23 protein-coding genes are annotated in these 22001 nt (G+C 67.1%); 9 read left to right on the plus strand and 14 right to left on the minus strand.

Features of this window, described 5'->3' with window-relative positions; all coding sequences use genetic code 11:
* Nucleotides 1–41: 41 nt before the first annotated feature.
* Together ON062_RS05820 and ON062_RS05825 are read left to right on the plus strand one after the other, a co-directional pair.
* Nucleotides 42–2921 carry an MMPL family transporter gene (locus tag ON062_RS05820; protein WP_274646181.1) on the plus strand — a complete coding sequence of 960 codons (2880 nt, stop codon included), beginning with the start codon at nt 42–44 and terminating at the stop codon, nt 2919–2921.
* Nucleotides 2918–5269, plus strand: coding sequence for a YhgE/Pip domain-containing protein (locus tag ON062_RS05825; protein WP_274646182.1), 2352 nt, complete (start codon nt 2918–2920; stop codon nt 5267–5269). Before ON062_RS05820 ends, ON062_RS05825 begins: the two co-directional genes overlap by 4 nt.
* Nucleotides 5270–5504: 235 nt before the next feature.
* On the opposite strand, the gene ccsB is transcribed toward ON062_RS05825, so the two are convergent.
* The 6 genes from ccsB to ON062_RS05855 form a co-directional block, all read right to left on the minus strand.
* Nucleotides 5505–6590, minus strand: coding sequence for a c-type cytochrome biogenesis protein CcsB (gene ccsB, locus ON062_RS05830; RefSeq protein WP_274646183.1), 1086 nt, complete (start codon nt 6588–6590; stop codon nt 5505–5507).
* Between the two features lie 9 nt (nt 6591–6599).
* A complete protein-coding gene (locus ON062_RS05835) occupies nt 6600–8318 on the minus strand; it encodes a cytochrome c biogenesis protein ResB (RefSeq protein ID WP_274646284.1) in 1719 nt (572 codons plus the stop codon).
* 76 nt (nt 8319–8394) lie between these two features.
* Nucleotides 8395–9210, minus strand: coding sequence for a cytochrome c biogenesis protein CcdA (locus tag ON062_RS05840; RefSeq protein WP_274646184.1), 816 nt, complete (start codon nt 9208–9210; stop codon nt 8395–8397).
* Nucleotides 9207–9848, minus strand: coding sequence for a TlpA disulfide reductase family protein (locus ON062_RS05845; protein WP_274646185.1), 642 nt, complete (start codon nt 9846–9848; stop codon nt 9207–9209). Before ON062_RS05845 ends, ON062_RS05840 begins: the two co-directional genes overlap by 4 nt.
* Nucleotides 9845–10477, minus strand: coding sequence for a histidine phosphatase family protein (locus tag ON062_RS05850; protein ID WP_274646186.1), 633 nt, complete (start codon nt 10475–10477; stop codon nt 9845–9847). Before ON062_RS05850 ends, ON062_RS05845 begins: the two co-directional genes overlap by 4 nt.
* 20 nt (nt 10478–10497) lie before the next feature.
* Nucleotides 10498–11508 (minus strand): DUF368 domain-containing protein, encoded by a 1011-nt coding sequence (locus ON062_RS05855; protein ID WP_274646187.1) that lies wholly within the window; start codon nt 11506–11508, stop codon nt 10498–10500.
* Nucleotides 11509–11618: 110 nt separating this feature from the next.
* On the opposite strand from ON062_RS05855, the gene aspS reads away from it, so the two are divergent.
* Nucleotides 11619–12962, plus strand: coding sequence for an aspartate--tRNA(Asn) ligase (aspS, locus tag ON062_RS05860; RefSeq protein ID WP_274646188.1), 1344 nt, complete (start codon nt 11619–11621; stop codon nt 12960–12962).
* A 1-nt stretch (nt 12963) separates the two neighbouring features.
* The gene (locus tag ON062_RS05865) at nt 12964–13758 is read left to right on the plus strand and encodes a tyrosine-protein phosphatase (protein WP_274646189.1); all 795 of its coding nucleotides are present in this window, start codon (nt 12964–12966) and stop codon (nt 13756–13758) included.
* A gap of 9 nt (nt 13759–13767) precedes the next feature.
* On the opposite strand, the gene ON062_RS05870 is transcribed toward ON062_RS05865, so the two are convergent.
* From ON062_RS05870 to ON062_RS05890, 5 genes are all read right to left on the minus strand, one after another.
* Complete coding sequence (locus ON062_RS05870; protein ID WP_274646190.1) at nt 13768–14010, minus strand: glutaredoxin family protein; 243 nt, start codon at nt 14008–14010, stop codon at nt 13768–13770.
* A 5-nt stretch (nt 14011–14015) separates the two neighbouring features.
* A complete protein-coding gene (locus ON062_RS05875; protein WP_274646285.1) occupies nt 14016–14309 on the minus strand; it encodes a rhodanese-like domain-containing protein in 294 nt (97 codons plus the stop codon).
* A gap of 80 nt (nt 14310–14389) precedes the next feature.
* On the minus strand, nt 14390–14488 hold the full coding sequence (locus ON062_RS05880; RefSeq protein WP_003792170.1) for an AURKAIP1/COX24 domain-containing protein: 99 nt from the start codon (nt 14486–14488) through the stop codon (nt 14390–14392).
* An 81-nt stretch (nt 14489–14569) separates the two neighbouring features.
* A complete protein-coding gene (locus tag ON062_RS05885; protein ID WP_274646191.1) occupies nt 14570–14761 on the minus strand; it encodes a helix-turn-helix domain-containing protein in 192 nt (63 codons plus the stop codon).
* Nucleotides 14762–14848: 87 nt separating this feature from the next.
* Entirely contained in the window at nt 14849–15253 is a 405-nt protein-coding gene (locus ON062_RS05890; RefSeq protein ID WP_274646192.1) for a helix-turn-helix transcriptional regulator, read from the minus strand.
* A 68-nt stretch (nt 15254–15321) separates the two neighbouring features.
* Between ON062_RS05890 and ON062_RS05895 the strand changes: the two genes are divergently transcribed.
* Together ON062_RS05895 and ON062_RS05900 are read left to right on the plus strand one after the other, a co-directional pair.
* Nucleotides 15322–16761 carry a TrkH family potassium uptake protein gene (locus tag ON062_RS05895; protein WP_274646193.1) on the plus strand — a complete coding sequence of 480 codons (1440 nt, stop codon included), beginning with the start codon at nt 15322–15324 and terminating at the stop codon, nt 16759–16761.
* Nucleotides 16754–17425 carry a TrkA family potassium uptake protein gene (locus ON062_RS05900; RefSeq protein WP_274646194.1) on the plus strand — a complete coding sequence of 224 codons (672 nt, stop codon included), beginning with the start codon at nt 16754–16756 and terminating at the stop codon, nt 17423–17425. Before ON062_RS05895 ends, ON062_RS05900 begins: the two co-directional genes overlap by 8 nt.
* A 37-nt stretch (nt 17426–17462) precedes the next feature.
* Here the strand turns inward: ON062_RS05900 and proC are convergent, their stop codons facing one another.
* Complete coding sequence (proC, locus tag ON062_RS05905; protein WP_274646195.1) at nt 17463–18302, minus strand: pyrroline-5-carboxylate reductase; 840 nt, start codon at nt 18300–18302, stop codon at nt 17463–17465.
* Between the two features lie 157 nt (nt 18303–18459).
* Between proC and ON062_RS05910 the strand changes: the two genes are divergently transcribed.
* A complete protein-coding gene (locus ON062_RS05910) occupies nt 18460–19425 on the plus strand; it encodes a cation diffusion facilitator family transporter (RefSeq protein WP_274646196.1) in 966 nt (321 codons plus the stop codon).
* A gap of 14 nt (nt 19426–19439) precedes the next feature.
* A complete protein-coding gene (locus ON062_RS05915) occupies nt 19440–20369 on the plus strand; it encodes an LLM class F420-dependent oxidoreductase (protein WP_274646197.1) in 930 nt (309 codons plus the stop codon).
* 142 nt (nt 20370–20511) lie between these two features.
* Here the strand turns inward: ON062_RS05915 and ON062_RS05920 are convergent, their stop codons facing one another.
* On the minus strand, nt 20512–20943 hold the full coding sequence (locus ON062_RS05920) for a nucleoside deaminase (RefSeq protein WP_274646286.1): 432 nt from the start codon (nt 20941–20943) through the stop codon (nt 20512–20514).
* 63 nt (nt 20944–21006) lie between these two features.
* On the opposite strand from ON062_RS05920, the gene upp reads away from it, so the two are divergent.
* Nucleotides 21007–21639 carry a uracil phosphoribosyltransferase gene (gene upp, locus ON062_RS05925; RefSeq protein ID WP_274646198.1) on the plus strand — a complete coding sequence of 211 codons (633 nt, stop codon included), beginning with the start codon at nt 21007–21009 and terminating at the stop codon, nt 21637–21639.
* Nucleotides 21640–21646: 7 nt separating this feature from the next.
* Here upp and ON062_RS05930 read toward each other — a convergent pair whose 3' ends face one another.
* Nucleotides 21647–21967 carry a DUF3467 domain-containing protein gene (locus ON062_RS05930; protein WP_274646199.1) on the minus strand — a complete coding sequence of 107 codons (321 nt, stop codon included), beginning with the start codon at nt 21965–21967 and terminating at the stop codon, nt 21647–21649.
* Nucleotides 21968–22001: the final 34 nt, after the last annotated feature.

Below are 22001 nucleotides of genomic sequence, written 5' to 3' on the forward strand. Positions count from 1 at the left end.
AGCGTTGTATCTGTTTTGCCTGAAACCGTCTCGGAGGCGCTGTGTCCACTCTGCTGTACTCCCTCGGGCGTTGGTCGTACCGTCACCCATGGCGCGTCCTCGTCACGTGGCTGTTGTTGCTCGCCATCGCCGGCGGCAGCGCCGCGGCGTTCATGAAGAGCACCGACAACTCGTTCTCGATCCCCGGCACCGAGGCACAAGAGGGCATCGAGCTCCTCAGTCGCAGCTTTCCCGAAGCGAGCGGCACCGGTGCACAGCTGATCGTCGTCGCCGCGGACGGCGACGACATCACTGCCGACCCTTACCACGACATCATCGAAGACACCGTCGCCGAACTCGAAGACATCGACGGTGTCATCGCCGTCACCGACCCGTTCGACTCCTACGTCGACGGCGCGATCGCCGACGACGACTCCGCCGCCATCATCCGTCTGCAGTTCGAGGGCGAGGCCACAACGATTTCGGACGAGACCAAAGAAACGCTCACCGATATCTCGGCCGACCTGCGCGAGACGCTGCCCGAGGGCGCCACCGCCGCGATGGGTGGCGATCTGTACGCCACCGACGTCCCGGCGCTGTCGATCATCGAGGCCGTGGGCGTACTCATCGCCCTGTTCGTCCTGATGGTGACCTTCCGCTCGTTCGCCGTCTCGTGGTTCCCGCTTGTGAGTGCCATCATCGGCGTGGGCCTCGCAATCTCCCTGATCTACGTGTCCACGGCGTTCGCGACCATCTCGTCAACGACGCCGATGCTCGCCATCATGCTGGGCCTTGCGGTCGGCATCGACTACGCCCTCTTCATCGTCGCTCGACATCAAGACCAAGTGCGCGCCGGGGTCGAACCGGAAGAGTCCGCCGCGCGCGCTACGGGAACAGCAGGCTCCGCCGTCGTCTTCGCCGGGATCACGGTGCTCATCGCGCTCATCGGACTCGGCTTCGCCGGCATCCCCTTCCTCACCACGATGGGCATCGCCGCCGCCGTTGCTGTCGCCATCGCCGTCGTTGTCGCCGTGTCGCTGACACCCGCTCTGCTCGGCTTCGCCAAGGGTCGCGTCGTCGGCTGGGGCTTCGGCGCAAAGAAGTCGTCGCGGCGCCGGGGCGCGGCATCCACTGATCACGAGAGCGAAGAAGCGGATGCCGCGACCGCGCAGATCGACGCTCCTGCCCCGGTGACGGTGAGCACCGAGCCGGTCGCCACCCCGGTCGCGAAGACCAACCGCTGGGTGACGCTCGTCACCACGCACCCGCTGATCGCCACCGTCGCTGTCGTCGTCACGCTCGGCGTGATAGCAATTCCCGCGGCGAGCCTGGGCCTCGCCCTGCCGAACGCCGGGGTGCAGCCCGAATCGAGCGAAGCCCGCCAGACCTACGACCTCACCGCCGAGCACTTCGGCCCCGGATCCAACGGGCCGCTCATCATGACCGGCACGATCGTGACTTCGACCGACCCGCTGGGCCTCATGGACGACCTCGCAACCGAGATCGAAAAGGTCCCCGGCGTGAAGGAAGTCGCCCTGTCGACGCCCAACATGACCGCCGACACCGGCCTCATCCAGATCACACCCGACACCGCGCCCGACGACCCTGCCACAGCTGAGCTCGTGCGCGCGCTGCGCGATCTGGCACCCGAACTCGAAGAGGAATACGGCGTCGACCTGAAGGTCACCGGGTTCACCGCCGTCGGCATCGATATCTCCGACCGCCTCGGGGCCGCCCTCGTACCGTTCGGCTTGTTCGTCGTCGGCCTGTCGCTGATCCTGCTGATGATCGTGTTCCGCTCGATCTGGGTGCCACTGAAGGCCGCGATCGGGTACCTGCTCTCGGTCGCCGCATCGTTCGGGGTCGTCGCCGCCGTGTTCGAATGGGGCTGGTTCGCCGATCTGCTTCACGTCGCGAAGACCGGGCCCGTGATCAGCTTCATGCCGATCATCCTGATGGGTGTGCTGTTCGGCCTCGCGATGGACTACCAGGTCTTCTTGGTCTCTCGCATGCGCGAGGACTACGTCCACGCGGTGCGCGGGGGCGCAGAGCCGAACCGCGCGACGGCGATCGGCGCCGTCCGATCCGGGTTCACGGCGTCTGCCCGCGTGGTGACCGCCGCCGCTCTCATCATGTTCGCCGTCTTCGTGGCGTTCGTCCCCGAGGGTGACTCGTCGATCAAGCCGATCGCCTTGGGCCTTGCCGTCGGCATCGCGATCGACGCGTTCCTGGTGCGTATGACACTCGTGCCCGCTGTCATGGCGCTGCTCGGCGAGAAGGCGTGGTGGATGCCGCGCTGGCTCGACCGCGTGCTGCCGCACTTCGACATCGAGGGCGAGGCCGTCGAGCGCGAACTATCGCTGGCTGAATGGCCCGAGCCGAACACCACGGCCGCTGTCGTCGGCGCCGGCGTCTCGATGCGTGTCGACGGCGGTAGCCGGACCGGCACCGTCACGCTGTTCTCTGACGCCGACTTCCGCGTGGAACCCGGCGGCACCCTGGTCGTGACGGGTGACAGCCGCGCCAGCCGCGCGTTCGCGCTCACCGTCGCGGGGCGCGCGACACCCGACGACGGCCGCCTGCGGGTCGCTGGGCACCTGCTGCCCGGCCGGGCCACCTGGGTGCGCTCGCACGTGGGTCTCGCATTGCTCACGGGGACCGACGACGCGTCGAAGGAGGTCCGCAACGCCGTGTCGGGCCGCGCACGCATCGTCGTCATCGAGGGCATCGACACGCTCGACGGTCCCGGTCGCGACCAGGCGGCCGCCGCCCTGCGCGACGCCGCCGCACGCACCGATGACCTCACGGTCATCGTCACGACCCGCAACGAGGGCGCCGCACTCGCCCTCCTCGCTGATGCGCACCGCACTGACGTCTCGTCGCTGGCGCTTCAGCCGCGCACATCTGCTCCGTCTTCTTCCACCGCCGAGGTGAACGCATGACTCTTCCCATCGAACGCTCCCGCTCTCGTCGTCCCATCACGTGGGTGACACTGATCGGTGTCCTCCTGCTGCCCGTCGTCATCGGCGGCATCCTGATCGCAGCCCTCTACGACCCCACCGAGCGCCTCGACAACCTGACGGCTGCCGTCGTGAACGAAGACGAGCCGGTCGAACTCGACGGCCAGACAGTGCCCCTCGGGCGTCAGTTGACGGCGGGACTGGTCGAAGGGTCCGACTCGCTCGACAGCAACCTGACGTGGGTGCTCTCGAACCCCGACGACGCAGAAGAGGGGCTGGAAGACGGCACGTACGACGCCGTCATCACAATCCCCGAGAACTTCACCACCGCGGCACTGTCGACGCGCCCCGGCGAAACACCGGAGCAAGCCGTCATCGAGGTGACGACGGCGCCCGACAGCCTCATTGTGGACGACGCGATCACGGCGCAGGTCGCCACGACCGCGGCATCCGTCATGGGTGAGGAACTCTCGACCACCTATCTCGAGAACGTGCTGCTCGGGTTCACGACCCTGGGCGAACAGCTCGGCGAGGCAGCCGATGGCGCATCGCAGCTCGCGGATGGCGCCGGGGAGGCTGCGGACGGCACGATCACCCTCGCCGACGGCATCGACCAGCTCGCCGGCGGTGCGGGAGAACTCTCCACGGGCGCGTACGGTATCTCGGGTGGCATCGGTCAGCTCGCCGGAGGTGCGGGCGACCTCTCAAGCGGCGCGTCGGGCATCGCGGGCGGCATGAGCAGCCTCGCCACCGGCGCTGACGACCTCGCCGACGGTGCGAATGGCATCTCTGACGGCGTAGCGGGCGTTGCCGACGGCGCATCACAGCTCGCCGACGGAACAGCGCAAGCCGCGGCTGGCTTGGACGAATGGGCTGCTGGCGCGGGCGCCACCGCGGGCGGCACGTACCAGTTGGCCGACGGCCTGACGCAGATGGCCGACGAAGTGTCGGCGCTGCCGGACGTGCCCACCGAGGTCGTCACTGCCGCTCAGCAGCTCGCCGACAACAGCGAGCAGATCAAGACGACGGTGACGGATGCCGCGAGCGAACTCACCGCACTCGCAGACCAGTGCCTCGCCGAAGGCGGCTCACCCGAACTGTGCGACGCTGTCGCGCAGGTGTCGACCACGGTAAACGACGCGCTGCCGACGGTGACCGGATTCCTCGACGACTCGCAGCAGCTCGCCGACGGCGTCGCCGGACTCGCCGAGTTCGAGCCGCAGCTGGTCGCCGCCCTGCGGCAGTCCGCCGAAGGCGCCACCCAGCTGGGTGACGGCATGACGGCACTCGCCGACGGAGCTACCGACGCCGCAGACGGCGTGGGGCAGCTCGCCGTGGGTATGAGCGACCTGGCCGACGGCGCAGACCAGCTCGCCGGCGGGACGTCGACGTGGGCGGCTGGCGCTCGCCAGTGGGCGGACGGAGCCTCGGAGCTCGCTGCCGGCACATCAACGTGGGCCTCGGGTGCCGGTACGTGGGCGCAAGGCGCCGGGACAGCCGCCACGGGTGTGAACACGTGGGCCGCGGGCGCGGGCACGTGGGCGGCAGGAGCAACGGATGCCGCAAGCGGCGCAGGCGACCTCGCCGACGGCATCACACAGATCGCCGATGGCACCGAGGGTCTCGCAGACGGTCTGACAATGGCCACCGAGGAGATTCCGTCCTACACCGAGGACGATGCGGACGCGCTGGCGACCGTCGTGGCCGATCCCGTATCGGCGTCGGGCACGGGTAGCTCGCTGTTCGGGGCCTCGGCCATCCCGCTGCTCGCCATGCTCGCCCTGTGGTTCGGCGGCCTCGGAAGCTTCATCGCGCTGCAGGCGGTCTCGCGCCGCGCGCTCACCTCGCGCACCTCGTCGGCTGTGCTGGCGCTGCGGGGTCTTGCCCCGGCGGCCGGTATCGGTGCCGCGCAGGGTCTGCTGGTGGCGGGCATCGTGCAGATCGCGGCCGACTACGCGTGGGGTGACTGGTGGGTCTTCGCCGGCGTCTGCGTGGTCGCGGGTGTCGCGTTCGCCGCGGTGAACCAGGCACTTGTCGCCGCCCTGGGCGGCGCCGGGCGCTGGGTCGCAGCGATCATCGGAGTGCTGGCCGTTGCCACGGGCATTGTGTCGACGGTGCCGGGCGCGCTGTCAGACATCGCCGCGCTCATGCCGACGGCCCCCGCCTACAACGGCATGCTGGCGGCCCTCACCTCGGTGGGCGGCGTGGGCTCAGCGCTCGTCGGCCTGGCGATCTGGGCAGCCATCGGGCTCGCGGTGACGATCCTTGTGGTGGCCCGCCGCCGCTCGGTGAACGCGCGGGCGCTGCTGGCGGCCCCCGCGGCAGCGTAGCCCGCGGGACGATTCAGGGCGGGGCGACTTCGGTCGCCCCGCCCTTTCCGTTTGTCACGGCCGCCCGCCCCGCCGCCCCTCCCGCCCCGCCGCCCCTCCCGCTCCCGTTCATCTGTCACGACACGCCGGGTCCCGCACGAAAAAGCCGCAAAGTGCGCCAACTGAACGCCGGCGCGCGGGGGCACCGCCACGGCCAGCGTTCCTCAGCAGCTGTCGCGCAACGCGCCGGCGCGGCTCAGCTCAGGCCCGAGTACGCGTGCAGGCCCTTGAAGAACATGTTGACGATCGTGAAGTTGAACAGCACCGCGGTGAAGCCGATGATCGACAACCAAGCCGAGCGCGCGCCGCGCCAGCCGCGCGTTGCGCGGGCGTGAATGTAGCCGGCGTAGAGCACCCAGATCACGAAGGTCCACACCTCTTTAGTGTCGAAGCCCCAGTAGCGGCCCCACGCGTCGTTCGCCCAGATTGAGCCGGCGATGAGCGTGAACGTCCAGAAGATGAATCCCAGAATGGCGAAGCGGTACGCCAGCGACTCCAGGGCATCTGCGCTCGGCAGGGTGCGCAAGAATCCCGGGCCGGTCTTGACAGTGGCGACCTGATCGCCGGTGCCGGCGGAGCGCGCGGCCGCGGCATCCCGATCCGCGAGAGCGATCTTGGCTTCGCGGCGGCCCTGCATCAACTGCAACACCGAAAGGCCGAACGCGAGGGCGAACAGCGCGGTCGCCAGAGACGCGACGAACACGTGGATCACGAGCCACACGCTCTTGAGCGGGTCCATCAGCGGCGTGATCTCGACGTAGAACGCGAGCGCAGAAGCTCCGAGCAGAACCACGGTAAGGCCGGTGATGAACGAACCCAAAAAGCGCAGGTCGTACCTGATCAGCGTGACCAGGTAGACGCCGACAACCAGCATCGTGCCGGTCAGGGCGAATTCGTACATGTTCGACCACGGGACGCGTCCGGCCGCAATGCCGCGCGTGACGTCGCCGGCAACGTGGAACAAGAAGCCCAGTACCGTCAGCGACGTGCCGATGCGGGCCCACATGTAACGAGGGCGCTGACCGGGTGCGGCGTTGAGCGCCTTCTCGGCGGCATCCTCTTCCGCACGCAGTCGCGTCATCGACGCACCCACGCCCTCGCGTGAGCCCGTGGCGCCGACGAGCTCGCGCTTGAGCGCGGCATCCTGCTCATCGACGGCGGCCGCCGAGCGGCGGGCGAGGTCGACCGAGTACGCAACGAACGCGAGCGCGTAGATGGCGATCGCCGTCCACACCAACAGCACCGAAATCGAGTCGAGCGAGAGCGTGGAGGATTCGGGCATGGGTCCAGTCTACTTTTCGTCGGTGCCGGGGCGGGCGGAGTCTGCGGGCTCGTCGGTGCCAGCGAGGACCTCGGCCCCAGCCAGGTCGTCGCGCACGGCGGTGGAGTGACGGGATGCCACGGCGTCGACGGCTGCGCGCAGTGTCGGGTCTTCTCCGCGAGCAAGGCCGGCGTATTCGACCTGCAACGCGTCAACGCCGGGTGTCACCTTGATCCACATGCGGCGACGCGGCACAAACAGCGCCACCAGCAGACCCGCGGTGGCGAGCACGGCGAAGATCAGCACCCACGTCGCCCCGGCGTCATTGTGCACCGACAGCGACACGTACCGCTTCACTGACGCCTCGTAGCCGGTCGCCCCCGCCGGCGACTCGTCTTCGAAGGTCACCGTGCCGTAGCCACCGGGCAGATCGGCTGACTCCCCCGGCGCGAGCTCGATCGATTCAAGATCCGTGCCGCGGCCGGTGAGCTTCTCCATACCGGTCGGGTCGAGCGTATATACCGAACGCGGAATGCCCTCGTTGATGCCCAGGTCTCCGACGTAGACGTCAAGCGACAGTACGGGGTTCACCAGCGCCGGGTAGGCCGACGTGAATGCACCGGTCGACAGCGGCGCCTGCGTCGGATAGAAGAATCCCACGAGCCCGAGCTGCTCACTCAGGCCATCCGGCACCTTCACCACGCCGAGCGAGGTCATGTTGGTGTCCTGCGGCAGGAACGGCACCGACTCTGAGAACACGACGTCGCCCGCCTCGTCGCGGATCGTGATCGTGGGCGCGTAGCCGTTGCCCATGAGGTAGACACGGTCGCCGGCGATCTCGAGCGGGTGGTTGACGCGGACGTCGTTCTGCTCTGGTTCTTCACCTGCGAGCTGCGTCGTCAGGTGCGCGACGAAGTCCCCGGCCTGCCCCGCCCCCACCGTGCCGGCGGGCTGGTACGTGACGTCGAACTTGTCGAGCGTCATCGCGTACGGCGACAGCTGCTCTTCGTCGACGAAACGTCCGGGGTTGAACGACGCATAGTCCAGCAGCGTGTTGACGAACGTGCGCCCTTCGATGATGACGCTCTGCCCCGTGTGGGTGAACCCGCCGCCGACGCCGACCGCGATCAGCACGCCCACCAGCGCCGAGTGGAACACGAGGTTGCCGGTCTCGCGCAGGTATCCGCGCTCGGCGGAAATCGATCGCGACGAGCCCTGGTCGAACCGCTCGACGCGATAGCCGGCGGCCTTCAGTTGTACGCGGGCACTCTCGACGGCGCGCTCGGCGGCGGCATCCGCTCCCACGCCGATCGGGACGTCGATGCTCTCGCTCGCGTAGTCACCCAGGCGCGACAGGCGTGCGGGCGTGCGCGGAGGCTTCGCGCGCAGCGCCTTCCAGTGGTGCTTGGTGCGCGGAATCACGCAGCCGATGAGCGAGATAAACAGCAGGATGTAAATCGCCGAGAACCACGGCGATGCGTACACGTCGAACAGGCTCAGGTTGTCGAGGATCGGCGCGAGATCGGGGTTGTCGGTGAAGTACTGCGTGACGCCGTTCGGGTCGGCGCTGCGTTGCGGCACCAGTGAGCCCGGGATCGCGGCGATGGCGAGCAACAGCAACAGCACGAGCGCAGTGCGCATCGAGGTGAGGTGGCGCCAGCCCCAGCGGATCCAGCCGATCACTCCGAGTTTGGGGTTGGAGATATCGGATGCCGCGGCCACAGAATCCGCGTGATCGGACGGCCGCAACGGGTCGCCCGCGTTCGGCGAGTCCGTCGCGGCGGCAGGCGACGCCGGCGCGTCGGTCGCGGCATCCAATTCTTCGTCAGAGCGGGAGCGGGACACTGGCAAACACCCCCTGAAGTTGGGCCATCCAGACGGTCCAGACGCCCGTCACCATCAGCACGCCGAGCAGCACGAGAATCGCACCGCCGATCAGATTCACCGCGCGGATATGCTCGCGCAGGAATGCCACGGAACGAGTGGCCCAGCCGAACCCGAGCGTGAGAAGAATGAACGGGATGCCGAGCCCGAGCGAGTACGCGAGCCCGAGCAACGCGCCCCTGCCGACAGAACCGCTGTCGAACGCCATACCGAGAATGACGGCGAGCGTGGGGCCGATGCAGGGCGTCCAGCCGATGCCGAGGGCGATGCCCAGCAGTGGCGCTCCGATGAGGCCGACATTGCCGCGTACCTGCGGGCGCGCGGTGCGCTGAGCGAGCCCGAACACCCCGACGAACACCAGGCCGAGCGCGATGATCACCACGCCGAGGATGCGCGTGATGATGTCGGCGTACTCGAGCAGGAAGCGGCCGAGCGTGCCGCCCAGCATCGCGACGCTGACGAAGACCAGCGTGAATCCGGCGATGAACAGGAGCACGCCGAGCAACAGACGGCTCTTCGGCGGCGCTTCGTTGACGCTGACCGATGAGGTTCCGGATGCCGCGGCCGTGCCGTCGGCGTCGCTCTCGCGTGCACCGGCAACCGCGGGCCGCGGCGCGACGGCACCGCCGATGAAGCCGAGATACCCCGGAACGAGGGGCAGCACGCACGGCGACAGGAAAGACAACAGGCCGGCCAGCACCGCGATCGGGATTGCGACGAGCAGCGAACCGTCGGCGACGAGGTCGCCCGGGTTCACGACCCCTCCGCCGTCTCGTCGAGAGTGTCGCGCACGACGGTCTCGAGGATCGACGCGTCCTCGACCACCCCGATGATTCGTACGGCGACGCGGCCTTCATCGTCGAGGACGAGGGTGACGGGCACTGCGTTGAGCGGAGTCTGCCCGGCGAAGGCGAGCTTGATCGAGCCGTCTTCCGTGGTCAGCGCGCTCGGGTACTCGATGCCGTAGGTCTCGGCAAAGGCGAGCGACTGGTCGGCGCCGTCATAGAGGTTGACGCCCAGGAACTGCACGCCCTCGTCCGAGAACGTGTCGTACGCTTCGGCGAGCTCGGGCGCTTCGACGCGGCACGGCGCGCACGCCGCGTACCAGAAGTTGACCACCAGCGGAGCGCCCAGATAGTCGTCGCTGGTCACGGTCTCGCCGTTGTCGAGCACCGCCTCGAACTCGACCGGCTCGGTGCGCTCGTCCTCGGGAATCTCGACCACGCGGAATCCGTCGGCGGCGATGAAGCCCTTGTTGCCACCCTCGCGATACGCCTCAGCCAGGGGGTCGGCCGCGCATGCGGCGAGAGAGCCGACCATCGTGAAGACGAGCAGAGCGGATGCCACGGCCCGGCCGACAACTGAGGTGCGCTTCCCGCGCTCAATGGCGGTCATACCGCTCCTACATCCACGGCATTGCCGGTCGACGCGGGCTCGACGTACGACACTTCGGCCCACTTCTTGCCGTCCGGCATCTCGAAGCTGGTGACGCTCGACAGCGCGCAGCGGCGCTCGCGAGGATCGTGACGCGAGGGCAAACCAGCCACCGCGAGGTGCGTGATCCAAATCGGCAGCTGGTGCGACACGATGACGACGTCACCCGAGTCGACGGAATTCCACGCCGTCGTCATGGCCTTGTTCATGCGCGCCACGACCTGCGCGTACGGCTCACCCCAACTGGGGAGGGCCGGCTTGCGCAGGTGGCGCCAGTTCCACGGATTGAGCAGCGAGCGCACCATGCGTCGCCCCTCGAAGACGTTCGTGGGCTCGATGACGTCTTCATCGACGCGCGGGTCAAGACCGAACAGTTCAGTGAATGGCTCGGCGGATTCACGCGTGCGCTGCAACGGTGAGCACACCAGCGCCGTGACCGGCCGATCGAGGGTCTGGATGTATTCGGCGGCGCTGCGCGCCATCTGGCGGCCGTCGTCGCTCAAGCGGAATCCGGGCAGACGCCCGTAGAGCACGCGGCGAGGGTTGTAGACCTCCCCATGGCGCACGAGGTGGAGTCGTTCGGCGGGCACCCGCCCAGTCTACGTGGCGCTCAACTGTGGGCTGGCTGAGCGCCGACAGGCTCCCCCAACGCGCGACGGGCGATGAGCACGCGCTCGACCACCAGCATGACCACGACGACCGCCGCACCGAGGACGGCGCACAGAATCGGGCCAAGAATCGGATCGTACGGAGCCACCGGCTCGCCCACGCCGTGCGCGTCTCCGGTCGGGACTGCTTGCCACGGCCACAGCGCGCGTAGCGAACCGAGCATGAGCCCGGCCATCGCCAGAAGGGTGTAGCGACGGTGATGAGCGAGCAGCCACTTCATCAGCCGCACAATCGTCGCGAGCCCGACGAGCGCACCCAGCGCGAAAACGCCGAGGTAGCCAAGATCGCGTTCGTCAACCGCCACAAGGGTCGGCGAGTACAGCCCGATGGCCAGCAGGAAGAACGAGCCCGACACACCGGGGACGACCAGTGCGCACACCGCAATCGCCGCGGCGAAGAACACGACCCAGAGCGAGGGTTCGGCATCCGTCGCGCTGCCCGACAGCGCCGTAAGCACGAACGCAAGGGCGGCGAACGCCACGAACACGGCGACACCCGCGATGTGCGCACCGATTGTGCGACGAGCGCGGGGAATCAGCAGGATCGGCACGAACACGCTCGCGGCGACCAGCCCGAAGAATAGCCCGCGAGCGAGCTCAGGATTGCCAGACACAAGTGCCTCGATGGGGCCGGCCAGAGTGAGAACCATGGCCGCCATCCCGACCAGGACGGGGACGACCAGCATCCACTCCACCGCGCGCATCTCTTTTGCGAACCCGGCCCGCCGCTCGGGCCCGCGCACGAGCGCGGTGACCGCGGACAGCACGTGAGCGACGGCGGAGATGAGTCGCTCGTACACACCGGTGATCAGCGCGACCGTGCCGCCCGAGATCCCGGGCAGAAGTTCGGCGAGGCCGATGAGGGCTCCGCGCAGGGCGTCGAAGAGCGCAGAGCCGAGCGTGCGGGCAGGAGAGGTCGCGCGCGCAGGCGGCGTCACCGGGGGCGTCGTCATCCGTCGAACATACGACACCGACCTGCCCGCCGCCGGAGAATTCACCGAACGCGCAACGAACAAGCTCTGACGGAGGGGGGACACAGCCACCGCACGTAGACTAAGTGCCCGTGAGTGAACGCGTTCTCGTAAAGCAGCTTCAGGACCGCGCCGACGGCCCGGTGTCCGTCTCGGGATGGGTGGAAACCGTCCGCGATCAGAAGAAGGTGCAGTTCGTCATCCTTCGTGATGAGTCCGGCGCCGTTCAGCTGGTCAATCCCGCGACGCGTGAGGTGGGAGAGGATGCCACGCCCGAAGCATCCGCTGCTCTGGCCCTCACCGAGACGATCTCGGAACTTGCGACCGGCACCTTCTTGACCGTGACCGGCGAGCTCAAGCACGACGAGCGCGTGAAACTCGGCGGCGTCGAGGTGAAGATCGCCGGGCTCGAGATCGCTGCGGCGGCCCTGCCCGAGACGCCGATCGCGGCCGACAGCGGGCTCGACAAGCGCATGGACTGGCGATTCCTCGACCTTCGCCAGCGTCGTAACAACCTCATCTTCCGCGTGCAGACGACCCTCGAGCACGCGATGCGCACGTACTGGATCGAGCGCGACTACATCGAGGTGCACTCCCCCAAGCTCATGGCGTCGGCGTCCGAGTCGAACGCTGAGCTGTTCGAAGTGCCGTACTTCGAAGACAAGACGGCCTACCTCGCGCAGAGCCCGCAGTTCTTCAAGCAGATGGCTCAGGTGGCCGGCTTCGGCAAGATCTTCGAAATCGGCGACGTGTACCGCGCCGACCCCTCGTTCACATCGCGGCACGCGACCGAGTTCACCTCGATCGACGCGGAGATCAGCTGGATCGACTCGCACGAAGACGTTGCGGTGATTCAGGAAGAGCTGCTCGCCTACGCGATCGGAGCGGTCGCCGACAAGCACGGCGACGAGATCAAGGAACTGTTCGACATCGACGTCGTCGTACCGGCAGTGCCGTTCCCGCGCATTCCGTTGGCCGAGGCGCGCGAGATCGTGAAGGCCCGCGGCTACGACATCCCCCGCACCGACGGCGACCTCGACCCCGAGGGCGAGCGTCAGATCTCGGCGCATGTGCAGGAGACCTACGGACACCAGTTCGTATACATCACCGACTATCACCCGGAAATCCGCGCGTTCTACCACATGCGCGATGAGGAGACCGGGCTGACGAAGTCGTACGACCTGCTGTTCAAGGGCGTCGAGATCACCACCGGCGCGCAGCGCGAACACCGCGTCGACGTGCTCGAGAAGCAGGCGCGCGAGAAGGGTCTCGACCCCGAGCACCTCGCGTTCTACTTCGACTTCTTCCGGTACGGCGCACCGCCCCACGGCGGGTTCGGCATGGGACTTGCTCGCGTGCTGATGCTGTTGCTCGGGCAGGACTCGATCCGCGAGGTGACCTACCTCTTCCGCGGACCGACGCGTCTGGCACCCTGACATGACGCTGCTCGACATCGACGGTACGCAGAACTTCCGCGACACCGGCGGTATTGCTCTTGCGGGCGGTGGTGTCAGCCGATCGGGAGTGTTCTATCGGTCCGAGGGGCTCAACGCGCTCACGGACGAGGGTGTCGAACAACTCGCCACGACGCCCATCGGCGTCATCATCGATCTGCGCACCGATGCAGAGCGCGGGATGGCGCCCGATCGTCTACCGGCCACGCGACCGTTCGACGTTGTCGAACTGCCACTCCTCGAGGGTGCGGCCACGGGCATGGCCAAGGGCGTGATGGGCGGTGCCGACCCCGAGGCAGCGAAGTCAGCAATCGCCGCGGCGATGGCGACAATTCCGGCGCTGAGCGAGCTGTACGTGTCGATGCTGCAGTCAAGTGCACGCGCGTTCGCCGTGGTCGCGCGTCGCGTGGCGGCATCCCACGACGACGAACCCACCGCCGTCGTCGTCCACTGCACCGCCGGCAAAGACCGCACGGGCGTCGCGATCGCCCTGGTCCTCGATGCCATCGGTGCTGACCGCGATGCCGTGGTCGCCGACTACGCGTCGTCCGCCGGGTACCTTGCCGGCCCCTGGGCCGACCGCATGCGCGCGATGGTCACCGGCATGGGCGTACCGCTCACCGAACAGATCGACGAACTGCTGACGCAGACTCCGGCAAGTGCGATCGAGACGGCTCTGGCGTGGGTCGACGCGCAGGGCGGGTCGACCGCGTATCTGCGCTCGGGCGGACTCACCGACGATGAACTTGCCTCGCTGCGTCGTCGACTGACTGTCTGAAAACCGCCGTTAGGACAGAGCGGCGCGGAGTCGATCGGGCGACACTCGCCAGTGTGCGTGGAACTGCCCGTCGATGAGCACGACGGGGATCTTCTCCCACCACTGCGCGTAGAGCGCCGGGTCATCGGCGATCGACAACTCCTGCACGTCGATATCGTCTCTCGGCAGGTCGGCGAGGACCGCGTCGATCACCTCGCCCGCCACGTCGCACAGGTGGCAGTCGGGCTTGCCGATCACCGTGATGGTGGTCACGCGCGTCAGCTTTCCACCGGGTAGCCGGCAGCGATCCAGCCGTAGGTACCGCCGTCGACGTTGGTGGCGTCGTACCCGCGCGCGGTGAGCGCCTGCACGACCTGACCCGAGCGGCCACCGACCGCGCAGATCACATCGAACGCACCATCGGGCAGTTCATCCAACCGGCCGCCGAGAGTCGACATGGGGATGTTGATGGCGCCTGGCACGCGCCCGCCCGCAAACTCGTCGACTTCGCGCACGTCGATCAGTGGCGTGTCCACGCGCTCGCGCAACTGCTGCACGGTAATCGAGGGCAGAGAGTGTGAATGCATACGACCTCCGACGGCACCAACACGAAGCGCCCATCCGAAGATAGGCGCTTGGTGTCTTGCCGCTGCTACTTCTTGTTGCGGCGCTGGTGGCGAGTCTTGCGAAGCAACTTGCGGTGCTTCTTCTTCGCCATGCGCTTGCGGCGCTTCTTAATGACTGAACCCACGGAAAACCTCACAATGTCGGGGTCTGGACGCGTTTTCTCGCGTCCGGGAACGGGCAAATCTGACTAATGCCTCTCGACAGTCTAGCCGACGTCGGCGATAGGACGTTGCAAAGCCTCGGTCACGGCCGTCTCAGGCACGCGATAGCTCCGTCCGAAGCGCACCGCTGGCAGGTCGCCAGCGTGCACGAGCCGGTACACCGTCATCTTCGAGACACGCATGATCTCGGCGACCTCGGCCACCGTCAGAAACCTGACATCAGGCAACTGCGACATGCGTGTTCCTTCCCCAGTGTGCGTGTCCACACTCTAGAGGGCTGAACGCACGCGTGTAAACCCGTGTGGCGCGTGAGAATCGTGTGATCAGCGGCCGGGGAGCTTCTTCAGGGCGCTTTCGAGCGCATGCTTTGCGGATGCCGCGGCCCGGCCGACGACCTCGGCAGCGTGCGCCGCCGAGTCCGGCAACGTCGAGACGCCGTCCCAGCCTGTCTCATCATCCCCGAGAAACGGCACCAGCCAGTCGTCGACTTCGTCGAGCGGCTCGGGCGACAGGCTGTAGTAGCGGTGCTGACCGTCTTCGCGTACGGAGACCAGATGTGCTTCACGCAACACCTTGAGATGCTTCGACACCGTGGGCTGGCTGACGCCCAACTCGGTCACGATGTGAGAGACGCTCGTGCCCCGCTCACCGTCGGCGACTCGATCAAGAAGTAGCCTCAGGATGTCGCGACGAGTACCGTCTGCAATCACGTCGAAGATGTCCGGCATGACTTCAGAGTAGTAGGGCGCCGGGCCGAGTACCATGACTGAGGTTCACGAAACGAAGGGGGCAGGGCATGGCGGCTGGCCGCAACGCGTCATTCGCGGGTGGCTTCACTGCCTCACTCAAGTCGGGCTTCGACCGGGTGCGCTCCCTCACGACCTCTTCGCCCGCGCGGTTCGCGGTGGGCGTCTTCGTGTTCTTGATCCTGGTCTTTACCGCGCTGCTATCGTTGCCGATCGCGGCGACGGGCGGCCGGCGCATCGCCCTGGCTGATGCCCTGTTCACTGCGGTCTCGACGATCTGCGTCACCGGGCTCACAACCGTCGAGATCGCGACGACGTTCTCCGCGTTCGGCAAGGTTGTCATCTTCATCGGCGTGAACATCGGCGGCATGGGCGTGTTGACGCTCGCGTCGATCCTGGGCCTCGTCATCTCGAAGCGCCTGGGCCTGCGCGCGAAGCTGATTGCCGCGGGCGATTCGAACCCGTTGCGCGCGCATGGCGGTCCCGTCAACGAGGGCCAGACCATCCGACTCGGCGAGGTCGGCCTTCTGCTGCGCACCGTCGCGCTGTCGACCCTCCTCATCGAGGGCCTGGTGGCGGTGGCCCTCTACCCCACGCTCGTGATGGCGGGAATCAGCCCGCTCGACGCGCTGTGGGAGGCGCCGTTCTATGCGGCAATGGCGTTCACCAACACCGGATTCACGCCCAACCCGGGCGGCCTCGAACCGTTCGCCGACGATTACGTACTGATGACGATCCTGATGATCGCCGTGTTCCTCGGCAGCATCGGATTCCCGGTGATCTACGCGCTGTGGCGCCACCTGTGGCACGTGCGCCGCTGGCCGCTGCACACGAAGCTCACCATCATCACGACCGTCCTGCTGTTCTTCGCCGGCGCGATCGCGTTCCTCGGTCTGGAATACAACAACCCCGCCACCTTCGGCTCCATGGATGCGTGGGACACCACGTTCCAGTCCTTCTTCCTCTCGGCGATGACCCGCTCGGGCGGCTTCGCCGTCGTCGACGTCGGCGAACTCTACGGGTCATCACTCGTCGTCGGCTCGATGCTCATGTTCGTCGGCGGCGGCTCGGCATCAACGGCCGGTGGCATCAAGGTCACGACACTCGCGGTGTTGGCTCTGGCTGTGTGGTCGGAGGCGAAGGGTCGCACCTCGGTCGAAGCCTTCGGCCGCCGCATCCCCAGCGACGTGCAGCGCGTGGCATTGTCGGTCGTCGCGTGGGGCGCGACCATCGTCGCGGTCTCGACGATCGTGATCGCCCAGATCAGCAAAGAGCCCATCGCCGACGTGCTCTTCGACGTCATCTCAGGTTTCGCCACCGTGGGATTGTCGACAGGACTGACCGCCGAGCTCTCAGATCCTGCGGTCTACGTGATGGCCCTGACGATCTTCATGGGCCGCATTGGTACAGTGACACTCGCCGCGGCGGTGGCCGCGACATCCCGATCGCAGCTGTTCTCGCTGCCCGTTGAAAGGCCGATCGTTGGTTGAGCGCATCCGGAGCGACGCTCCCGTCCTGGTGATCGGTCTCGGGCGATTCGGCGCCGCGTGTGCCGGCGAGCTCGATCGACTCGACCGTGAAGTGCTCGCGATCGACGAGAACCTCGACCTCGTGCAGAAGTGGTCCGAGCGGGTCACGCACACCGTCCAGGCCGACGCACGCAACATCGACGCACTCAAGCAGATCGGGGCGCAGGAGTTTCAGGTCGCCGTCGTCGCCGTCGGATCATCGATCGAGGCATCCGTCCTCATCACCGCGAACCTCGTCGACCTGAAGGTGCCCCAGATCTGGGCGAAGGCGGTCTCGCAATCGCACGGAAAGATCCTCGCCCGTGTCGGCGCGAACCACGTGATCTACCCCGAGCGTGAGGCCGGCGAGCGCGTCGCCCACCTCGTGAGCGGCCGCATGCTCGACTTCATCCGGTTCGACGACGACTTCGTACTCGCCAAGATGTATCCGCCGAAGTTCATCCGTGGCGTCGGGCTCAACGAGTCGGGTGTGCGCACGAAGTACAACGTCACGGTTGTCGGCGTGAAGAGCCCCGGTCGCCCCTTCCGCTACGCGGAGGCGAACACGGTCGTGACCAACCACGACCTCATCATCGTGTCGGGGACCAATTCCGACATCGAACGGTTCGCCGCGCTCGATCGCTGAGCAGGCCCCGGCCGCTGAGCGGGCCCTCGAGCGTCGCTCAGGCGCCGGCCGCGAGTTCCTTCGCACGGGCAAGCGCAGCATCCGTCGCCCGCGTGAACGTGTCGGCCAGATGCGCGTCCTGCAGGACGGCAATGGCGCGCTCGGTGGTGCCCTTCGGGCTCGTGACGCGACGCCGCAGCTCCGCAGGATCGTCGGGGGATGCCGCGAGCAGCGCCGTAGCCCCGATAAACGTCTGCTCGACCATGAGTCGCGCCTGGTTCTCGGTGAATCCCTTGTCGATGGCCGCTTTCGTCAACTCTTCGATGAGGAGGTAAACATACGCGGGACCGGAGCCCGAGATCGTCGACAGCGCATCGATCTGCTCCTCAGGAATCTCAAGCACCTCGCCGCACGTCGAGAACAGTTCGTGGATCGTGCGCATGTGTTCGGCGGTCGCGCGTGTGCCGGCCGAGATACCGGTTACCGCTTTGCCTACGATCGCCGGTGTGTTCGGCATCGAGCGCACCACCACGGCGTCAGGGCCGAGCAGCGACTCGAACGTGGCGATGGTGACGCCCGCCGCAAGGCTCACCACAATCGTCCCCGGCGCCAGTTCTGGAGCGATCTCGCGAAGCAAGTCGGGCACCATCGCGGGCTTCACGCCCACAAGGACGATGCCCGCTCGGCGCGCGGCCACGCGGTTGCCGTCCGCGGACACTTCGAGCGCGATGCTGTCGACCCCGTCGAGCGTGCGAAGAGGCGCGGCCTTCTGCGACGACCGATTGGTGACCGTGACACCGTTCGCCGCTCTCCCCGAGGCCACGAGGCCGCTGAGGATGGCGCCCCCCATCGATCCGGCTCCGAGGATCGCGACGTGGGGCAGCGAGTTGTCGGTCATGTCGCCCATCCTACGAGCGGGCGGCCTCTGCGTCGTCGCGCCGCAACTCCGGAGAATCGCACGTGATCGGCTTCACGCGCGCCCCGCATCCCCGCCGAGTCCGCGAATCTCAGGAGTTGCGCACGGCGGCTTGCACCTGCGTCCGTAGACTCGTCGCATGAGTGCATCCGGCGGCGGCAAGGCGATCCTCGCAGCGTTCCTGGCGAACATGGGGATCGCGCTGGCAAAGTTCATCGCGTACTTTGTCTCGGGATCGGCATCGATGCTCGCCGAGGCTATTCACTCGGTGGCCGATTCGGGGAACCAGCTGCTTCTGATGCTGGGCGGTCGCAAGGCACGCCGGCACGCTGATGCATCGCACCCGTTCGGCTATGGCCGCGAGCGCTACGTCTACGCGTTCGTCGTCTCGATCATCCTGTTCTCAGTCGGTGGCCTGTTCTCGATCTACGAAGGCGTCGAGAAGATCCGTGATCCCCACGAGCTCACCAACGCGTGGCTGCCGATCACGGTTCTGCTTATCGCCATCGTGCTCGAGTCGTTCTCCTTGCGCACCGCCGTGAAGGAGAGCAATCGTGTGCGGGAGAAGGGGCAATCCTGGATCTCATTCGTGCGTCGAGCGAAAGCGCCCGAGCTTCCGGTTGTGCTGCTCGAAGACGTCGCCGCCCTCACCGGCCTGGCCTTCGCGCTGCTCGGCGTGAGTCTGACGGTGATCACGGGCGACTCGGTCTTCGACGCCATCGGCACGCTCATGATCGGTGCGCTGCTGATCATCGTGGCGATCATCCTCGGCGTCGAGACGAAGAGCCTGCTGGTCGGCGAAGGTGCGACACCCGCTGACCACGACCGCATCGTGAGCGCGATCGTCGATGGCCCTGAGGTACACAAGCTCATCCACATCAAGACCCTCTACCTCGGCCCCGACGAGCTGATGGTCGCCACAAAGCTCGCGTTCGCCGCAGACAAGAACTTGGCCGACGTCGCTTACGACATCAACACGATCGAGAAGCGCATCCGCGAGGCTGTGCCGACTGCGCGCGTGATCTACATCGAGCCTGACGTGTACCGTCCGAGCCTGGACCCCGCTCCTCCCACCGAGGAGTTCTTCATCCGGTCCGTCGACTGAACAGGAAATACTTCGTGGAGTACTGCCTTTTCACCGAGCCCCAACAGGGTGCCTCCTACGCAGACCAGCTTGCGTTCGCGCAGGCTGGCGAACGCCTAGGCTTCACCGGTTTCTTCCGGTCAGACCACTACCTGCGCATGGGGCCGGGCAATCCCCTACCCGGGCCGACAGACGCCTGGACGACCCTGGCGGGAATCGCACGCGAGACATCCACGATCCGCCTGGGCACCCTCGTCTCGTCGGTGACGTACCGCGTTCCCGGGATCCTGGCGATTCAGATCGCGCAGATCGACGACATGTCGGACGGTCGCGTCGAGCTCGGCCTGGGCACGGGCTGGTTCGAGGCCGAGCATGCCGCATACGGCATCCCGTTCCCTGCCAAGCGATTCGACCTGCTCGAAGAGCAACTCGAGATCGTGACCGGCCTGTGGGCGACGCCGCCCGGCGACACCTACGCGTTCGCCGGACAGCACTACCAGCTGACCGATTCGCCTGCGCTCCCGCACCCCGTACAGGACCGTGTGCCGGTGATCGTCGGCGGCGGCGGACCGAAGCGCACACCGAATCTGGCGGCGCGCTTCGCCACCGAATACAACATCGGTTTCGTCTCTGAGGCTGTCGTGGCAGAGAAGTTCAAGGTGGTGCGCGCGGCGTGCGAAAGCGTCGGGCGTGATCCGCAGACCCTCAAGATGTCGGTGGCGCTTCCCACGCTTGCTGCGGCATCCGATTTCGAACTCTCGGAGCGGGCTGCCCGGATCGGAACGACCCCCGCAGAGTTCCGCAATGACGCGAACATCATCGGCGGCGCCTCAGAGATCATCGACAAGGTCACTCGCCTGGTCGAGCTGGGGGCCGAGCGCGTGTACTTCCAGCTGATGGATCTGCAAGACGTCGACCAGGTGGAGTTCCTCGGCGCCGAGGTGCTGCCCCACCTTCCCCGCTGATCACACCCCTGAGGGGGTGATTCGGCAGGACGGCAGGCCGCACCGAGGTACACGCGGCCGGCGGCCCGGTGCACCCGCGGAGGGCTGAAACCACGGCACCAGGGGGCGGACCCCCGTGAGCGTCGTGGGAGAGCCCCCGCCGTCAGCGTTTGGTATCGAAGAAGTTCCGCAAGAGCGCGGCGGCATCGTGCTCGAACAACCCGCCGACGACTTCGGCGCGGTACGGGAGTCGTCGATCTCGCACGACGTCGTAGGCCGAGCCGACCGCGCCCGCCTTCTCGTCCCACGCGCCGAACACCACGCGGGACACGCGCGCCTGCAACAGTGCCCCGGCGCACATGAGGCACGGTTCGAGGGTCACCACCAGGGTGCAGCCCTCGAGGTTCCATGAGCCTCGTGCAACGGCCGCGTGGCGCATCGCGACGACCTCGGCGTGCGCGGTGGGGTCGTGCGTGGCCTCGCGCAGGTTGCGCCCTTCGGCGACCACGGTGCCCGTGGCATCCACCACCAAAGCTCCGACAGGGACGTCGCCGGACTCCCCCGCTTCGGACGCGAGGGCGAGCGCGCGCCGCATCGCTGAGACGTCAGCCGGATCGAAGTTCACACGACGAGACTACGACGCGACTACCCTGGGCGTATGCGCCTCCACGTTGCGGATCACCCGCTCATCACCCACAAGCTCACCGTGCTCCGTGACGAGAGCACGCCGTCACCGGTCTTCCGTCAGCTCACCGAGGAGCTGGTCACACTGCTGGCTTACGAAGCCACCCGCAGTGTGCGTGTCTCGCCACACGAGATCCAGACGCCGGTCACCACGACCGTGGGCGTGAAGATCAGCGAACCGCGCCCCCTCGTGGTGCCGATTCTTCGTGCCGGTCTCGGCATGCTCGAGGGCATGGTGAAGCTGATTCCGACGGCCGAGGTCGGCTTTCTGGGAATGGTGCGAAACGAAGAGACACTCGAGCCGTCAACGTATGCGGAGCGCCTTCCTGACGATCTGAGCGACCGCCAGTGCTTCGTGCTGGATCCGATGCTCGCAACGGGAGGTTCGCTGGGCGCGGCGATCGACTTCTTGTTCGACCGTGGGGCGCAGGACGTCACGGCTATCTGCCTGCTGGGCGCTCCCGAGGGTGTCGCCGCGATCGAGAAGCAGATCGCGGGCCGCGACGTGACGCTGGTCCTCGGCGCGATGGACGAACGCCTCAACGAGAAGGGCTACATCGTGCCCGGTCTCGGCGACGCCGGCGACCGACTGTACGGAACCGTCTAACAGTTACTCAGTCCCCGACGATCGGGTCTCCGGGTGACCGCCGACCCGTCTCGCGTTCCCAGAACTCGAGCTGCTGGGTGAGCGCTTTGGCGAGTTCGAACACCTGCTCGGGGGGAATGCGAATGCGACTGACGACCCGCGCCGGCACGGTGGTGCGTCGGGCGCCTGTCTCGGGGTCAACGCTTTCCTGAGGCGGCCGCGCCAGGGTCAAGAAGTCCATGACGAACACGGTGGGCGTGTGCCAGACGTTGGCAAAGTCGGCGTACGAGCCCGCGATCTGTTCGGTGGGCAAGTCGATGTCGAATTGACGCGCGGCGTCGTCTGCCATCTCTGGTCTCCTCAGAAGTCTCGTGTCGGTGGTG

This window comes from Microbacterium sp. C7(2022) (genome assembly GCF_028823665.1).
Classification (GTDB): Bacteria; Actinomycetota; Actinomycetes; order Actinomycetales; family Microbacteriaceae; genus Microbacterium.

Bases quoted from the DNA above. Each gene is read 5' to 3' on its own strand.
- ON062_RS05825 (WP_274646182.1), top strand. From the start codon at position 2,918: ATGACTCTTCCCATCGAACGCTCCCGCTCTCGTCGTCCCATCACGTGG.
- ccsB (WP_274646183.1), bottom strand. From the start codon at position 6,590: ATGCCCGAATCCTCCACGCTCTCGCTCGACTCGATTTCGGTGCTGTTG.
- ON062_RS05845 (WP_274646185.1), bottom strand. From the start codon at position 9,848: ATGACCGCCATTGAGCGCGGGAAGCGCACCTCAGTTGTCGGCCGGGCC.
- ON062_RS05855 (WP_274646187.1), bottom strand. From the start codon at position 11,508: ATGACGACGCCCCCGGTGACGCCGCCTGCGCGCGCGACCTCTCCTGCC.
- ON062_RS05865 (WP_274646189.1), top strand. From the start codon at position 12,964: ATGACGCTGCTCGACATCGACGGTACGCAGAACTTCCGCGACACCGGC.
- ON062_RS05885 (WP_274646191.1), bottom strand. From the start codon at position 14,761: ATGTCGCAGTTGCCTGATGTCAGGTTTCTGACGGTGGCCGAGGTCGCC.
- ON062_RS05890 (WP_274646192.1), bottom strand. From the start codon at position 15,253: ATGCCGGACATCTTCGACGTGATTGCAGACGGTACTCGTCGCGACATC.
- ON062_RS05895 (WP_274646193.1), top strand. From the start codon at position 15,322: ATGGCGGCTGGCCGCAACGCGTCATTCGCGGGTGGCTTCACTGCCTCA.
- proC (WP_274646195.1), bottom strand. From the start codon at position 18,302: ATGACCGACAACTCGCTGCCCCACGTCGCGATCCTCGGAGCCGGATCG.
- ON062_RS05910 (WP_274646196.1), top strand. From the start codon at position 18,460: ATGAGTGCATCCGGCGGCGGCAAGGCGATCCTCGCAGCGTTCCTGGCG.
- ON062_RS05920 (WP_274646286.1), bottom strand. From the start codon at position 20,943: ATGCGGCGCGCGCTCGCCCTCGCGTCCGAAGCGGGGGAGTCCGGCGAC.
- upp (WP_274646198.1), top strand. From the start codon at position 21,007: ATGCGCCTCCACGTTGCGGATCACCCGCTCATCACCCACAAGCTCACC.
- ON062_RS05930 (WP_274646199.1), bottom strand. From the start codon at position 21,967: ATGGCAGACGACGCCGCGCGTCAATTCGACATCGACTTGCCCACCGAA.